Origin of the sequence: Sphingomonas sp. 3P27F8 (genome assembly GCF_005502745.1) — a bacterium.
Lineage (GTDB): Bacteria > Pseudomonadota > Alphaproteobacteria > Sphingomonadales > Sphingomonadaceae > Sphingomonas.
On record NZ_SCNL01000007.1, the window covers coordinates 181,299 to 197,322 of the forward strand.

The following is a 16,024-nucleotide window of genomic DNA, read 5'->3' on the forward strand; positions in this document are numbered from 1 at the left end:
CAGGAGGGCGGCCCGATGGCGACCGAGATGGAAGTGCGCGAGGCGTTTCGCATTCAGGAGTTCTATTGCCGGCAGATGGATGCGCCGATGTATGCGCGATTGTGCGCGGCGATCGCTCAGGGGCTGACGCGGGAAAGCCGCACCGGCGCGCGCGTGCTGGATTGGCCGGGGGAGCCGACGCGGGACGCGCTGCCGCTGCGCCTGTGCGGCGGGCTGCATGCATTGGTGCGGGAGCGGAAGGACGCGCGGCTGGCGGCGATCTTCTCCGGCGAGATTGCCGAGCCGGTGTCGATCGCGGCGGCGCTCAATGCTGCGCTGGTCGCGCACGACGATGCGCTGCTGCCGTGGCTCGACGGGCCGCCGCAGACCAACGAGCCGGGGCGGTCCGGCGCGCTGATGCTGGGCCTCATGGAGATCGCCCGGCGGCACGCGCCCGCGATCGAGCTGCTCGAGATCGGATCGAGCGCGGGGCTGAACCTGCTGATCGATCGCTACGCCTTCGATCTCGGCGGGGTGGCGATGGGGCCGGCCGATTCGCCTGTTACGATCCGCCCGGAATGGCGCGGCGAGGCGCCCGCGCCGGTGCGGGTGGAGTTCGTCTCGGTGCGCGGCTGCGACGTGCAGCCGCTGGATGCGACCGATCCGGCGGTGGCGGCGCGGCTGCTCGCTTATGTCTGGCCCGAGACGCCGGCGCGGGCGGAGCGGCTCGGCCATGCGATTGCGATGCAGCGCGCGCGCGGCGTCGATCTGGCGCATGCCGATGCCGCCGACTGGCTGGAGGCCCGGCTGGCGGAGCCGCAGGCGGCGGGCGTGACCCGCGTGCTGATGCACTCTGTGGTGTGGCAGTATCTGCCGGAGGAGGTGGCGAATCGCATCCGCGCCGCGATGGCGGCGGCGGGCGCACGGGCGACGGCGGCGCGCCCGCTCGGCTGGGTAATGATGGAGCCGAATCGCGCTTTCGCGCATCAGGTCGTTCGCGTGCGGAGCTGGCCGGGGCATGATGAATGGACGGTGCTCGCGACTGCGCACGCCCATGGCACATGGATCGGGAACGGCATTTTCGACGAGGATCGCCGGACGTTCGATCTTCCCGATTCGGCAAAGGTGGAGCCGGGCTGAGCATGGCCGTCGGCGATCCGCTCTTCCGGTTAAGCGGGGCCAGCAGGCGCGATCCGGCGCGCTTGCTCGAAGGCGGCGGCAAGCGCATGCGGCCTGTGAAGCTGCGTTGCGGCGGCGCTATCGGCGAGGAACGTCTGGGTGAATTGATCGCGGCGGCGTATCTGGATGTGCGATCCAGGCTGAGCGACGAAGGCTGGCTCGACGCAGCCGGTTGCTTTTTTTGGCAGGCACGGCTAGGGGCGCCGCTTCCCGCGTGAGGATCATGACGAACGGCCCGGCCACAAGGGCTGCCGCGGCCGTTTTGACCTCGCCCGAACTGAAAGGATGAAAATGCCCAAGCTCAAGACCAAGAGCGGCGTCAAGAAGCGCTTCAAGCTCACCGCCACCGGCAAGCTGAAGCACGGCGTCGCCGGCAAGCGCCACCGCCTCATCAGCCACAACGGCAAGTACATTCGCCAGAACCGCGGGACGACCGTCCTGTCGAAGGCCGACACCGCCACGGTGAAAGCCTGGGCGCCGTACGGCCTGAACTGAGGGAGCTTAAGAGATGGCACGCGTCAAACGGGGTGTAACCACCCGCGCCAAGCACAAGAATATTCTGGAACAGGCCAAGGGCTACCGCGGCCGCCGCAAGAACACGATCCGCGTCGCGCGGCAGGCGGTCGAGAAGGCCGGCCAATATGCCTATCGTGACCGCAAGGTTAAGAAGCGGACTTTCCGTGGCCTGTGGATCCAGCGCATCAACGCCGGCGTCCGTGCGGAAGGGCTCAGCTATTCGCAGTTCATGCACGGTCTCAAGCTGGCCGGCATCGAGCTGGACCGGAAGGTGCTGGCCGATATCGCGATGCACGAGGGCGAGGCGTTCAGCGCTATTATCGCACAGGCAAAGGCGGCTCTGCCCCAAGCCGCCTGAAGCGGATTTGCGCAGACGGAAAACGGGGCGTCGGTGGTCTAGGCCACCGACGCCCTTTTCGTTATCGCCGCTTCAATCACTCGGGCGCCGTTCGCGCCGCATATCAGGATGATCATGGCTGATCTCGACCAATTGAAGACCGACCTGCTCGCCCGAGTCGAGGCGGCGACCACATCTGATGCGCTTGAGGCGATCCGCGTCGAGGCGCTGGGCAAGCAAGGCAGCGTCACGACGATGCTCAAGACTCTCGGTGGCATGTCTCCGGAGGAGCGGCAGGCGCACGGGCCGCGGGTTAACGGGCTGCGCGAGGCGGTTGCCAGCTTGATCGCTACCCGCAAGGCGGTGTTGGACGCGGCGGCGCTGGACGCGCGACTGGCAAGCGAGCGGCTGGACATGACGCTCCCGGTCGACGCCACGCCGGGTGGCACGATCCACCCTGTCAGCCAGGTGATGGACGAACTCGCGGAAATCTTCGCCGATCTCGGTTTCGCGGTGGCGACGGGGCCTGAGATCGAGGACGACTGGCATAATTTCACCGCGCTTAATATCCCGGAATCGCATCCGGCGCGCGCCATGCACGATACCTTTTATTTCCCCGAGCAAGCTGGGGCGGAGCGCAAGATGTTGCTGCGCACGCATACTTCGCCGGTGCAGATTCGCACGATGCTCAGCCAAAAGCCCCCGATCCGCATCATCGCGCCGGGCCGCACGTACCGTAGCGACAGCGATGCGACCCATACGCCGATGTTTCATCAGGTCGAGGGGCTGGTGATCGACAAAGGGATTACGCTGGGCCATCTCAAGTGGACGCTGGAGACCTTCCTCAAGGCCTTCTTCGAGCGAAACGATATCGTGCTGCGGCTGCGCCCAAGCTATTTTCCGTTCACCGAACCTTCGGCCGAAGTCGATGTGGGCTACACGCTCGAGAAGGGCAAGCGCGTGATCGGCGGCTCGGGAGGGGGCTGGATGGAGGTGTTGGGGTCGGGGATGGTCCACCCTGAGGTAATAGCAGCGTGCGGGCTGGACCCGGACGAGTGGCAGGGCTTTGCCTTCGGCTGCGGGATCGATCGGCTGGCGATGCTGAAATACGGCATGGACGACCTGCGCGCCTTCTTCGACGGCGACATCCGCTGGCTGAAACATTACGGATTCTCGGCGCTCGACGTGCCGACGCTGAGCGGGGGAGTCGGCGCATGAAGTTCACGCTGGGCTGGCTCAAGGAGCATCTCGAAACGCAGGCATCGCTCGACGACATCGTCGCGGCGCTGACGCGCATTGGCCTGGAGGTGGAGGCCGTCGACAATCCGGGCGAGAAGCTCGCCGCATTCCGCGTGGCGAAGGTGCTGACCGCCGAACGCCACCCGCAGGCGGACAAGCTTCAGGTGCTGTCGGTCGATGCGGGGGACGGGCCGCTGCAGGTGGTGTGCGGCGCGCCCAACGCGCGCGCGGGGCTCGTCGGCGTGTTCGGGATGCCGGGCGCGACGGTGCCGGCGAACGGCATGGTGCTGAAAGTCGCGGCGATTCGCGGGGTCGAATCGAACGGCATGATGTGCTCCAGCCGCGAACTGGAACTGGGCGACGAGCATGACGGGATCATCGAGCTGCCCGCCGACGCTCCGGTCGGCACGCCCTATCCCGCCTATGCCGGGCTGGACGATCCGGTGATCGATGTGGCGATCACGCCCAACCGGCAGGATTGCATGGGCGTGCGCGGCATTGCGCGCGATCTGGCGGCCGCGGGGCTTGGCACGATGCGCTCGCTCGCCGAGGTGTATCGAGTCGATCGAATCGCTCCGGTGGCGGGCGACGGCCCCGCGCCGGACGTGCGGATCGAGGACGCGGCTGGGTGCCCCGCCTTTTACGCGCAATGCGTTTCCGGCGTCACCAACGGCGCCGCGCCGCCGTGGATGCGAAGCAAGCTCACGGCGATCGGGCAGAAGCCGATTTCGGTGCTGGTCGATATCACCAACTTCGTCTCGATCGACCTTGGCCGTCCGTTGCACGTCTATGACCGCGCGAAGCTCCGCGGCGCGCTCGTCGCCCGCAAGGCGCGTGAGGGCGAGACGGTGCTCGCGCTGAACGGCAAGACCTATACGCTCGACGCGACGATGACCGTGATCGCGGACGAGCGCCAGGTCCATGACATCGGCGGCATCATGGGCGGCGAGGATTCGGGCGTTTCCGACGCCACGACCGACGTGCTGATCGAATGCGCCTATTTCGATCCCGATCATATCGCGCGCACCGGGCAGAAGCTGGCGCTGACCAGCGACGCGCGCCAGCGGTTCGAGCGCGGGGTGGACCCGGCGTTCCTGGAGGATGGCCTGGCCATCGCCACGCGGCTGGTGCTGGAGCATTGCGGCGGCACGGCGAGCGCGATCACGCGTGCGGGCGCAGCGCCGCTCGGCACGCGCAGCTACACATATGATCCGGCACGGGCGCAGACCTTGGGCGGCCTGGCGGTTGCGCCCGCGCGGCAGCGTGCGATCCTCGAATCGCTCGGTTTCACCGTGACCGACGATTGGCAGGTGACCCCGCCGACATGGCGGCGCGACGTGGTCGGCTCGGCCGATCTGGTCGAGGAAGTGATCCGTATCGAGGGCATCGACAACGTGCCCCCGGTGCCGCTGGCCCGCGCCCCCGGCGTTGCGCGACCGACCGCCACCCCCGAGCAGAAGCTGGAGCGGCGCGTGCGCCGCGCCGCTGCCGCGCGCGGGCTGGACGAGGCGGTGACGTGGAGCTTCCTTGCCGAGAAGGAAGCGGCGGCGTTCGGCGGCGGCGCATGGACGCTTGCCAACCCGATCAGCGAGGATCTGAAGGTCATGCGGCCGTCGCTGCTGCCGGGCCTGCTTTCGGCGGCGGCGCGCAATGTGAAGCGCGGGGCGGGCAGCGTGCGGCTGTTCGAGATCGGGCGGCGTTACCTTGCCGATGCGGAACGGCCGACGCTGGGCATGGTGCTGGCTGGGGAACGCCGCCAGCGCGGCTGGCGCGAGGGGAAGGCCGCCGCGTTCGATGCCTTTGACGCCAAGGCGGAAGCGCTGGCGCTGCTGGCTGCGGCGGGTGCGCCGGTCGACAACCTCCAGGTATTCGGCGAGGCGGGCGAGGCGTGGCATCCGGGCCAGTCGGGCACGTTGCGGCTGGGGCCGAAGACGGTGCTGGCCGCCTTCGGAATGCTACACCCACGCACGACACGGGCGTTCGACCTCGACGGCGCGGTCGCGGCGGTGGAACTGTATCTCGACGCATTGCCGGCCAAGCGCGGCGCCCAGGGCTTCATGCGGCCGGCGTATGCGCCGCCCGCGCTGCAGCCGGTGCGGCGCGATTTCGCGTTTCTCGTGCCCGATGAGGTGAGCGCCGATGCACTCGCCCGCGCGGCGAAGGGCGCGGACAAGGCGGCGATAGCCTCCGCGCGCGTGTTCGACGTCTTCACCGGCGCCGGCGTGGAGGATGGCAAAAAGTCGGTTGCGCTGGAGGTCGTGCTCCAGCCGGGTGAGAAAAGCTTTACCGATCCCGAACTGAAGGCGATCGCCGAGAAGGTGATCGCCGCCGTGGCGAAACAGGGGGCGAGCCTGCGTGGCTGAATGGGTTGTGATCGCAGGCGACGGGCTGACGGCGGCGATCAATCCGCTCGGCGCGGAACTGTCGTCCCTGAAGGACGCTGACGGTCGCGAATTGATGACCGATGCGGATCCGGCGTTCTGGACCGGTCGCGCGCCGTTGCTGTTCCCGGTGGTCGGCAAACCGGCGGGCGAGACGATTCGCGTCGATGGCCGCGCCTATGCGATGAAGCAGCACGGCTTCGCGCGGCGGATGTCGTTCGCGGTGGTGGCGCGGGCGGCGGACCGCGTGACCTTCGTGCTGACCGATACGGCCGAGACGCGCGCCTGCTACCCGTTCGCTTTCCGGCTGGAGGTGACGTTTCGGATCGAGCGCGCGGCGCTTCATGTCGAGGTTTCGATCGACAATCCCGGCGACGTGCCGCTGCCGGCGAGCTTCGGCTTTCACCCTGCCTTCGCCTGGCCGCTGCCCGGCGGCGGGGCGAAGGAGGCGCATCGCATCGTCTTCGCCGCAGCCGAGCCGGCGCCGCTGCGCCAGATCGACGGCGACGGCCAGATCGCGCCCGATCTGCGCCCGTCGCCGCTCGACGGCCGCATGCTCGCGCTGCGCGATGCGCTGTTCGCCAAGGACGCGCTGATCTGGGACCGGCTTCATTCCGAAAGCGTGATCTATCACGGCGATGGCGGCCCCCGGCTGGAGATCGCCTTTCCCGATACGCCGATGCTGGGCATCTGGACCAAGCCGGGCGCGCATTTCGTCTGTATCGAGCCGTGGCATGGCATCGCCGATCCCGCCGGTTTTGCGGGCGAGTTTCGCGACAAGCCCGGCGTTTTCGAGGTCGCGCCCGGCGCGGCGAAGCGGATCTCGATGCGGGTGACGTTGCTGGCCGAATCGTAACCGGGGCGCCGTGCACTCCCGCGATTGTTCCAGTTTTTTTGAAAGCCCCGTCATGACCTCTCCCCGCCGCACCTTCGCGATCATCTCCCATCCTGACGCGGGCAAGACCACGCTTACCGAAAAGCTGCTCTATGTCGGCGGCGCGATCCACCTTGCCGGCGAGGTGAAGGCGCGCGGGGCGAACCGGCGCGCGCGATCGGACTGGATGAAGATCGAGCAGCAGCGCGGCATCTCGGTCACCTCGTCGGTGATGACGTTCGAGAAGGACGGGGTGACGTTCAACCTGCTCGACACGCCGGGGCACGAGGATTTCAGCGAAGATACCTATCGCACGCTGACGGCAGTGGATTCGGCGGTGATGGTGATCGATGCGGCGCGCGGCATCGAAAGCCAGACGCGCAAATTGTTCGAGGTGTGCCGGCTGCGCTCGGTGCCGATCATCACCTTCATCAACAAGGTCGATCGCGAGGGGCGCGCGCCATTCGAGCTGCTCGACGAGGTGGCGGACATGCTCGCGCTGGATGTCGCGCCGATGAGCTGGCCCGTCGGCATGGGCGGCACGTTCGAAGGCATCCTCGATCTGCGCCGCTGGTCGATCAGCCGGCCGGAGGGCGACAGCCGCAATTTCCAGGGCAAGGTGGATGCCGAGCCGGTGCTGCCGGACGCGGTGCGCGAGGAGATCGAACTGGCGCAGGCAGGCTACGCCGAATTCGACGCGGAAGCCTATCGCAACGGCGATCTCACGCCGGTCTATTTCGGTTCGGCGCTCAAGGATTTCGGGCCGGCCGAGCTGATCGCCGCGCTTGCCGAATACGCGCCGAGCCCGCGCCCGCAGCCGGCCGAGCCGGCTCCGGTGAGGCCGGAGGAGAAGGAGGTCACCGGCTTCGTCTTCAAGGTACAGGCCAATATGGACCCGCAGCACCGCGACCGGATCGCGTTCATACGGCTGTGCTCCGGCACGTTCAAGCGCGGCATGAAGCTGACCCCGACCGGCCATGGCAAGCCGATCGCGGTGCATTCGCCGATCCTGTTCTTCGCGCAGGACCGCGAGATCGCCGACGAGGCGTTTCCCGGAGACATCATCGGCATCCCCAACCATGGCACGCTGCGCGTGGGAGACACGCTATCGGAAAAGGCGGACGTGCGCTTCACGGGCCTGCCCAATTTCGCACCCGAGATCCTGCGCCGCGTGGTGCTGAAGGATCCGACCAAGACCAAGCAGCTCCGCAAGGCGCTGGACGACATGGCCGAGGAGGGCGTGACGCAGGTGTTCTATCCGGAAATCGGATCGAACTGGATCATCGGCGTGGTGGGGCAGCTCCAGCTCGACGTGCTGATTTCGCGGCTGGAGGCGGAATACAAGGTCGCGGCGGGGCTGGAGGCCGCGCCGTTCGACACCGCCCGCTGGGTATCGAGCGACGATGCGGCGGCGCTGAAGGACTTCGCCGATATCAACCGCGCCGCGCTGGCGAAGGACCGGGACGGCAACCCCGTATTCCTGGCCAAGAGCGCGTGGGAGGTGAATTATATCGCCGATCGCTATCCGAAGGTGACGTTCGCGGCCACGCGGGAGCGGTAGGCCTCAGGCGGGCTGCTCGATCCACCCCCGGCGCAGCGAGCGGACCGCCAGCAGCCCGAGCACTGCCGCGACCACATAGAAACCGACGCCGATGATCGCGGCATAGCGCAGCGAATCGTCCCCATATTGCGCCTTCAGCCCGACCGAGATCGCGCCGAGCAGCCACGGCCCGATGCCCAGCCCGATCAAATTGTTGATGAACAGAAACGCGCCGGAGGCACTGGCGCGCATCTGTGGCGGGGCGAGATTCTGAACGGCGGTGTTGATCGGGCCGAGCCACATTATGTTGAGCGCATTGGGGATCAGCAGGCACGCCCAGGCAAGCATCGGCGAGGGGCTGAGCAGCCCGAGCGCGAAGGTGGGCGCGGTAACGAGCCACGCATAGGCCGGGAGCTTCACGTACCAGCCGCGATCGCCCCGGCCGAGCCGGTCGGCCAGCACCCCGCCGAGAAACACCCCGCTCGCGCCGCCGATCAGCAACAATGATCCCATGAACTGGCCGACCGTGATGAGGCCCCAGTCGAAGCGCAGCATCAGGATCTTCGGCACCCATAGCGCCAGGCCATATCCCGCGAGCGAGCTGCATCCGGCGCCGAGCGCCATCAGCCAGAAGGCGGGCTTGGCCGCCAGAATTGGAAATACCGCGAACAGCGGCGTGCGCTCCACCGCCGCGACGGGTGCGGGATGTGGTCTGTCCTGCACAAGCCACAGGAAGAAGGGCGCGATCACGATGCCCGCAATGCCAACGATCATGAAGGCGACGCGCCAGTTGATCAGCGCGGCGATATAGGCCCCGAGCAGCACGCCGAAGGCCACCCCGATCGGGATGCCCATGGAATAGACCGCAAGCGCACGCGCGCGGCGCTCGATCGGATAATAATCCGCGATCAGCGCATAGGAGGGCGCAACGCCGCCGGCTTCGCCCACGCCGACCCCGAGCCGGTAGAGGAACAGATGCCAGAAATTGCCCGCGACGCCGCACAGCGCGGTAAAGGCGCTCCACACCACCAGCGATGCGCCGATCACCTTCGTCTTGCCGACGCGATCCGCCAGCAGTGCCAGCGGCACGCCAAGGCACGAATACAGCAGGGCAAAGGCGATGCCGCCGATTGCGCCGAACTGGGCGTCGTCCAGCCCCAGATCCTGCTGGATCGGCTTTGCGAGGATGCCGAGGATCTGCCGATCCAGGAAATTGAACGTATAGACCAGCAGCAGCATCGCCAGCACCAGACGCCGATAGCCCGGCCGTTCGCGATCGATCATTCCTCGCCCTCCCGAAAATGTGCGGGGCCGGTCGCCCGCCAGTGCGGACGCCGGCCCCGGTTTGCATCAACCTAACGGATCAGAACTTCGCGGTGAAGGTAGCGAATACCTGGCGGGGATTTCCATAAAAGGCGGTGGCGACACCCTCCTTGCCCAGCGTCGCGACATAGCCCTGCCCGTTGGTGATGATCTGGCCGGCGGCGTTCAGCGGGTTACCGGCGATATCGGTCTTGATGTACTGATAGCCGGCGGTCTTGTACCGCTTGTCGGTCAGATTGCGGCCGTAGACACCGAGCGAGAACCGCCGGTTCGAGCCGAACGCATAGGTCACGCCCGCGTCGAGCAGCGCGTAACCGGGCTGATCGAGAAACGGGCTCGCCGTTTCGAACTGGTGCGTCAGGCTGCGGTATGACAGCGTGGTGTTCGCGGTGAACAGGCTTTCGCCTGCCGGCAGGTTGAGCGTTGCGGTGCCGGAGGCCGTCCAGTGCGGAGTGTTCTGAAACACGCGGACGCCCGAGATATCCACCGGCGCCTGACCGGCGGCGATGCTCGCCAGGAAGCGGTTGTACTTCGCATCGATATAGCCAAGCGTGCCGGCGAGATTGAACGACGAGCCCACCCCCGCGAAATCCCGTGCAAGCTGAATATTGGTCTCGGCCTCGACGCCCTTGATCGTCGCCTTGGCAGCGTTGGTGGTGATGCCGCAGAAGCTCGAGACGCCATTGACGGTGCACGCCGACGATCCGGGCACCTGCACGTCGGTGTAGTTCGAATAGAAAGCGTCCAGCGCGTAGGTCCAGCGGCGATCGAACAGCGATCCCTTGTAGCCGACTTCGTAACTCGTCACCGTTTCGGGCTTGAACAGCAGGTAGTTGTAGATCTGGTTGTAGGTCGGGGTGGTTGCCGGCGGAGTGATCGGTGCGCTGGAGCCGGCGCCACGCGGATCGAAGCCGCCGCCCTTGAAGCCTTCCGAATAGGAGGCATAGATCATGTGATCCGGCGTGATCTTGTAGCTCAGCGAGGCGCGCGGAGTGAATTTCTTGAAATTCGCCGTGCCGCGGAAATTGGTCGCGGGGGCGCCGAGCAGGATCGGGTTGCCGCCGAATTCGGCCGTTGGACCGTTCAGGTAATTGGCCTTGAAGATGTATGATCTGCGCTCGTCCCAGGTGTAGCGGCCACCTACCGACAGGCTGAGTTGATCGGTGAAATCGAAGGTGAAATCGCCGTAGATCGAACTGGTTTCGGTCCGCACATCACCCGCGGTATATCCGTCCAGCCGCGGCAACACCGTGCCACCCGTGGTGTACAGCAGGACATCGAAGCCGGTGGAGGCTTTCGCGCCGAGATAATAATAGCCGATCAGGCCGTTCAGCCGCTCGCTCTTGTAGAGAAGCTGGAATTCCTGGCTGGTCTGCTCGTTCCGATAGACTGCCGGCACGTCGACATCCACCGCCGGGAGCGAATCGAAATCGATCGGCGTGAAGGAGCGATCCTTGCGCCACGCGCTGATGCTGCGCAGCGTGAAGTGATCCGACAGCTCGGCGTTGACCGTCATCGAGAGCCCGCCGCCCTGGATATCCTGCTTCGGACTGTTCAGGCCCGCGCGCGTATCGAACACATCCGGTAGCACCGGCGCGCCGGATTGCAGGCCGGGAATCAGGCGGTGGCCGTTGCGCGGGTTGGACGTGTCGTGCGTGTAATCGCCGGTGATGCGGATGAAGAGGCGCTTGTCGGGAGATTCGAACTCCACCGTTCCACGGCCCGCCCACAGTTTCTTGTTGTAATTGTCGATGCCGAGATTGAGGTTGCGGCCGAACCCGTCGCGCGTCAGCCGCGCGCCGGAAACGCCGACCTTGAACATGTCGCCGATCGGGGTGGAGAGACTGATGACGCCATCGGCCTGGTTATAGCTGCCGTAGGTGGCCTTGAACGTGGCGCTCGGCACGTCGGCCAGCTTCCTGGTGACGTATTTCACCGCGCCACCGATCGTGTTGCGGCCATAGAGGGTGCCCTGCGGACCGCGCAGCACCTCGATCCGCTCCACATCGTACACGTCGAGCACCGCAGCCTGCGGCCGGTTCAGGTACACGTCGTCGAGATATACGCCCACGCCCGCCTCGAAGCCCGGCACCGGATCCTGCTGGCCGACACCACGGATAAAGGCGGAGAGCGTGGAATTGGTGCCGCGCGATACCTTCAGCGTGGTGTTCGGCGTGGTGTTCTGGATGTCGGTCAGGTCGATCGCACCGCTCTTCGCCAGCTTGTCGGCGGTAAACGCGGTGACGGCGACCGGCACGGATTGCAGCGTTTCCTCGCGGCGACGCGCGGTGACGACGATATCGTCACTGGATGCCGCGGGCGCATCGGAAGCCGCCTGTGGCGCTTCCTGCGCGAGCGCAGGCGCTCCGGCCACGAGCGCGATGGCGGCGGCGCCGCTGCGCAGCGCGGCATGCGAACGGATGAACGTGAACAAGTCGAATCCTCCCCTTTGCGGCGCGTCGCTTGCCTGCGAACTTGTGCGCCGAACGGAACCGCAATAATGAAACTTGAACCAGGATTCAACTTGGATATGGGGGTCGGATGGATCAGCCGGGGGTGAAGGAGCCGACCGCCACGTCGGAGAATGCCGCAAAGCGCCCGCGGACGGCGCGGGGGGAGCGCACGCAGCGTGCGATTCTCGACGCGGCGGCGCTGGAATTCGGCGAGCACGGCTTCCACGCTGCTTCGATCAGCGGGATCACCCGGCGCGCGGGCGTGGCGCTGGGAAGCTTCTACACCTGGTTCGATTCCAAGGACGCGGTGTTCCGTGCGCTGGTGCGCGATATGTCCGATCAAGTGCGCGATCAGGTAGGCCCGGCGATCCGCGCCGCGCCCACGCAGATCGCGGCGGAGCGCGCGGGGCTGGAGCATTTCCTGACGTTCGTGCGCGGGCACAAGGAGATCTATCGCATCATCGACGAGGCTGAGTTCGTCGACCCGGAAAGCTTCCGCCTGCATTATTCGACCACGGCGGAGCGCATCCGCGAACGGCTTCAGGCGGCAGCGGCGCGGGGAGAGTTGATCGACGAGGTGGGCGAGGTACATGCCTGGGCGATCATGGGGATGAACGTGTTCCTCGGCCTGCGCTTCGGCGTGTGGGCGGACGATGCGCCGACCGCGGAGATCGCGGACCAGATCGCGACCATGCTGGCGCGCGGCTTGCAGCGCTAGCGGCGCGCTGCGGACGGTGCGCGGCCGATCGCCCGCCCGTCGCGATAGCGCAGCGATTCATCGGCCACGCCAGCACAGGAAAGGCGGCCCCCCGAGGCGAGGAGCCGCCCTTACAGTCAACCCGAACCGGGGCACCCCGCACGCTACGCCAGGCAGCGAACGGAGTGCGCCCCGGAGAATCACAGCTTTTCGGTAAGCTCCGGCACGATCTTGAACAGATCGCCGACCAGGCCGATGTCCGCCACCTGGAAGATCGGGGCATCCTCGTCCTTGTTGATGGCGATGATGGTCTTGCTGTCCTTCATGCCCGCAAGGTGCTGGATCGCGCCGGAAATGCCGACCGCGATATAGACTTCCGGGGCGACGATCTTGCCGGTCTGGCCGACCTGATAATCGTTAGGCACATAGCCGGCATCCACCGCCGCGCGGCTCGCCCCGACGCCGGCGCCGAGCTTGTCGGCAAGCGGCTCGATGATCGTGTGGAAGTTCTCGCTGTTCTGCAGCGCGCGGCCGCCCGACACGATGATCTTGGCCGAGGTCAGCTCCGGCCGTTCGGACTTGGCGATCTCCTGCCCCTCGAAGGTGGAGAGGCCCTTGTCGCCGGTCGCGCCGACCGCCTCGATGGCGCCCGAACCGCCCTCGGCCGCGGCCTTCTCGAACGCGGTGCCGCGCACCGTGAGCACCTTCTTCGCATCCGACGTCTGCACCGTGGCGATCGCATTGCCGGCGTAGATCGGGCGCGTGAACGTGTCCTCGCCCTCGACGGACAGGATGTCGCTGATCTGCATCACATCAAGCAGCGCGGCGACGCGCGGGGCAACATTCTTGCCATTGCTGGTGGCGGGCACGACGAAGGCGTCGTGATGTCCCATCAGCTCCGCGACGAGCGGCGCGACATTCTCGGCCAGCGCATGGGCATAGGCCGCGTCGTCCGCGACATGCACCTTGCCGACGCCGGCGATCTTCGCGGCCTGCTCGGCCACGCCGCCGACGCCCTGACCGGCGACGAGCAGATGCACTTCGCCAAGCTTCGACGCGGCGGTCACCGCGGAAAGCGTGGCGTCCTTGACGGCCTGACCGTCATGTTCGACCCAGACGAGCGTCTTCACTTGGCAACTCCCATCGCCTTGAGTTTCGCGACCAGTTCGTCGACATCGGCGACCTTGACGCCAGCGGTGCGCTTCGCCGGCTCGACGACCTTGAGGGTCTTGAGCCGCGGGGTGACGTCGACGCCGTAATCGGCGGGCGTCTTCGTCGCGAGCGGCTTCGACTTCGCTTTCATGATGTTCGGCAGGGACGCATAGCGCGGCTCGTTGAGCCGCAGATCGGTGGTGACGATCGCGGGCAGCTTGAAGCTGTCCGTCTCGAGCCCGCCGTCCACCTCGCGCGTGACCTTCACCGTCTCGCCGGACACCTCCACCTTCGATGCAAACGTGCCCTGGCCCCAGCCGAGCAGGCCCGCGAGCATCTGGCCGGTCTGGTTGTTGTCGTCGTCGATCGCCTGCTTGCCCAGGATGATGAGGCCGGGCTGCTCCTCGGCGGCGATCTTCGCGAGGATCTTGGCGACGCCGAGCGGCTCCACCTTGTCCTCGGCGGTGACGAGGATCGCGCGATCCGCGCCCATCGCCAGCGCCGTACGCAGCGTTTCCTGCGCCTTGGCCTCGCCGATCGAGACCGCGACGATCTCGGTCACGACGCCCTTTTCCTTCAGGCGGATCGCTTCCTCGACGGCGATTTCGTCGAACGGGTTCATCGACATCTTCACGTTGGCGAGGTCGACGCCCGACCCGTCCGCCTTCACGCGAGGCTTCACGTTGTAGTCAAGCACCCGCTTGACCGGAACCAGCACCTTCATCGGCAACATCTCCATTGGCGCTATCTTCGAACAGTGGGTTCGCTAATGCCGGAGAATCCGCGCAAGTCCAGCCCAAACGCCTTTAGCCGACCCGTGGTTCAGCTATCCCGCTGGTTGTCGCATCGACAATATCGCTACGGAAAGCGCGACTTGCCGCACGATCGATTGCTGGCGGCGCGTCGCGATACGGGCGGGCACAAAAACGGCGGCGGAAAGCGCATCCGCCGCCGAATCCTTCTTCCGGTACGCTGCCTCGAGCCCCGCGCCGCGGGATTCGGGGCGGCGCGATGTCGCCGGTCAGGCTACCTGCTTGACCTCGGCGACGATCTTCTTTGCGGCATCGCCCAGATCGTTCGCCGGCACGATCGCGAGGCCGGAATTGGCGAGGATCGCCTTGCCCTGCTCCACGTTCGTCCCTTCGAGGCGCACGACGAGCGGCACCGACAGGTTCACTTCCTTCGCCGCGGCCACAATGCCCTCCGCGATGATGTCGCAGCGCATGATCCCGCCGAAGATGTTGACGAGGATGCCCTTCACCGCCGGATCGGAAAGGATGATCTTGAAGGCCGCCGTCACCTTCTCCTTCGTGGCGCCGCCGCCGACGTCGAGGAAATTGGCCGGGAACATGCCGTTCAGCTTGATGATGTCCATCGTCGCCATGGCGAGCCCGGCGCCGTTGACCATGCAGCCGATATCGCCATCCAGCTTGATATAGGCCAGGTCGTACTTCGATGCCTCGAGCTCGGCCGGATCCTCCTCGGTCTCGTCGCGCAGCTCGGCGAGATCCTTGTGGCGGAACATCGCATTGCCGTCGAAGCCGACCTTGGCGTCGAGCACCATCAGCTTGCCGTCGTCGGTGACGGCGAGCGGGTTGATCTCGATCTGCGAGGCATCGGTGCCGAGGAAGGCGTCATAGACCTTGCCGGCGAGGCTCTGCGCCTGCTTGGCGAGATCGCCGGTCAGCCCCAGCGCGTTGGCGACGGCGCGGCCGTGATGCGGCATGAAGCCGGTCGCGGGATCGACATCGAACGTGTGGATCTTCTCGGGCGTGTCATGCGCGACCGTTTCGATATCCATGCCGCCCTCGGTGGAGACGACGAAGGCGACGCGGCCGGTGGCGCGGTCGACCAGCAGCGCGAGGTAGAATTCCTTCGCGATGTCCACGCCGTCGGTCACGTACAGGCGATTCACCTGCTTGCCGTGCTCGCCGGTCTGAATCGTCACCAGCGTGTTGCCGAGCATGTCGGTTGCCGCCGCGCGCACTTCCTCTGCCGTCCTGGCGAGGCGAACGCCGCCCTTGGCTTCCGGCGGCAATTCCTTGAACTTGCCCTTGCCGCGCCCACCCGCGTGAATCTGCGCCTTCACGACGTAAAGCGGCCCAGGCAGCTTCTTCGACGCTTCCACCGCTTCTTCGACGGTCATCGCCGCATGGCCGGCGGGGACGGGTACGCCGAACTTCGCGAGCAGTTCCTTGGCCTGATATTCGTGGATGTTCATGGGATGCGCGGCCTCACCATAAGGGAAATCACGCGCGCCTAAAGCACAGGGGGGCAGGGGAATCCACCCCGCGATTGCCCCAGGGGCAAGAAGAAGGGCTCCGCCGGTTGCGATCGGTTGCCAATCTGTTCTG

Annotated in this window: 14 protein-coding genes; 9 read left to right on the top strand and 5 right to left on the bottom strand. The window is 66.4% G+C overall.

Going from position 1 to position 16,024, the window contains the following annotated elements; translation table 11 throughout:
- Positions 1–15 precede the first annotated feature (15 nt).
- From FFS35_RS10505 to FFS35_RS10540, 8 genes are all read left to right on the top strand, one after another.
- On the top strand, positions 16–1,119 hold the full coding sequence (locus tag FFS35_RS10505; protein ID WP_137787037.1) for a DUF2332 domain-containing protein: 1,104 nt from the start codon (positions 16–18) through the stop codon (positions 1,117–1,119).
- A gap of 2 nt (positions 1,120–1,121) precedes the next feature.
- Positions 1,122–1,376, top strand: a complete 255-nt coding sequence (locus FFS35_RS10510; protein WP_137787038.1) for a hypothetical protein — start codon at positions 1,122–1,124, stop codon at positions 1,374–1,376.
- Between the two features lie 73 nt (positions 1,377–1,449).
- A complete protein-coding gene (rpmI, locus tag FFS35_RS10515; protein WP_066489358.1) occupies positions 1,450–1,653 on the top strand; it encodes a 50S ribosomal protein L35 in 204 nt (67 codons plus the stop codon).
- A 13-nt stretch (positions 1,654–1,666) separates the two neighbouring features.
- Positions 1,667–2,032: a 50S ribosomal protein L20 gene (gene rplT, locus FFS35_RS10520; RefSeq protein WP_137787039.1), complete on the top strand. Its 366-nt coding sequence runs from the start codon at positions 1,667–1,669 to the stop codon at positions 2,030–2,032.
- A gap of 114 nt (positions 2,033–2,146) precedes the next feature.
- Positions 2,147–3,229, top strand: a complete 1,083-nt coding sequence (gene pheS, locus FFS35_RS10525; protein WP_137787040.1) for a phenylalanine--tRNA ligase subunit alpha — start codon at positions 2,147–2,149, stop codon at positions 3,227–3,229.
- Complete coding sequence (gene pheT, locus FFS35_RS10530) at positions 3,226–5,613, top strand: phenylalanine--tRNA ligase subunit beta (protein WP_137787041.1); 2,388 nt, start codon at positions 3,226–3,228, stop codon at positions 5,611–5,613. Before pheS ends, pheT begins: the two co-directional genes overlap by 4 nt.
- Positions 5,606–6,487, top strand: a complete 882-nt coding sequence (locus FFS35_RS10535; RefSeq protein WP_137787042.1) for an aldose 1-epimerase family protein — start codon at positions 5,606–5,608, stop codon at positions 6,485–6,487. The genes pheT and FFS35_RS10535 overlap by 8 nt, the downstream gene beginning before the upstream one ends.
- Positions 6,488–6,539: 52 nt before the next feature.
- Positions 6,540–8,066, top strand: coding sequence for a peptide chain release factor 3 (locus FFS35_RS10540; RefSeq protein ID WP_137787043.1), 1,527 nt, complete (start codon positions 6,540–6,542; stop codon positions 8,064–8,066).
- A 3-nt stretch (positions 8,067–8,069) separates the two neighbouring features.
- On the opposite strand, the gene FFS35_RS10545 is transcribed toward FFS35_RS10540, so the two are convergent.
- Positions 8,070–9,329, bottom strand: a complete 1,260-nt coding sequence (locus FFS35_RS10545; protein ID WP_137787044.1) for an MFS transporter — start codon at positions 9,327–9,329, stop codon at positions 8,070–8,072.
- Between the two features lie 79 nt (positions 9,330–9,408).
- Positions 9,409–11,790, bottom strand: coding sequence for a TonB-dependent receptor (locus FFS35_RS10550; RefSeq protein ID WP_137787097.1), 2,382 nt, complete (start codon positions 11,788–11,790; stop codon positions 9,409–9,411).
- 119 nt (positions 11,791–11,909) lie between these two features.
- Between FFS35_RS10550 and FFS35_RS10555 the strand changes: the two genes are divergently transcribed.
- Complete coding sequence (locus FFS35_RS10555; RefSeq protein ID WP_137787045.1) at positions 11,910–12,539, top strand: TetR/AcrR family transcriptional regulator; 630 nt, start codon at positions 11,910–11,912, stop codon at positions 12,537–12,539.
- 179 nt (positions 12,540–12,718) lie between these two features.
- On the opposite strand, the gene FFS35_RS10560 is transcribed toward FFS35_RS10555, so the two are convergent.
- The 3 genes from FFS35_RS10560 to sucC form a co-directional block, all read right to left on the bottom strand.
- Complete coding sequence (locus FFS35_RS10560; RefSeq protein WP_137787046.1) at positions 12,719–13,648, bottom strand: electron transfer flavoprotein subunit alpha/FixB family protein; 930 nt, start codon at positions 13,646–13,648, stop codon at positions 12,719–12,721.
- A complete protein-coding gene (locus FFS35_RS10565; protein ID WP_137787047.1) occupies positions 13,645–14,394 on the bottom strand; it encodes an electron transfer flavoprotein subunit beta/FixA family protein in 750 nt (249 codons plus the stop codon). Before FFS35_RS10565 ends, FFS35_RS10560 begins: the two co-directional genes overlap by 4 nt.
- 297 nt (positions 14,395–14,691) lie before the next feature.
- Positions 14,692–15,891 (bottom strand): ADP-forming succinate--CoA ligase subunit beta, encoded by a 1,200-nt coding sequence (sucC, locus tag FFS35_RS10570; RefSeq protein WP_137787048.1) that lies wholly within the window; start codon positions 15,889–15,891, stop codon positions 14,692–14,694.
- Between the last annotated feature and the right edge of the window lie 133 nt (positions 15,892–16,024).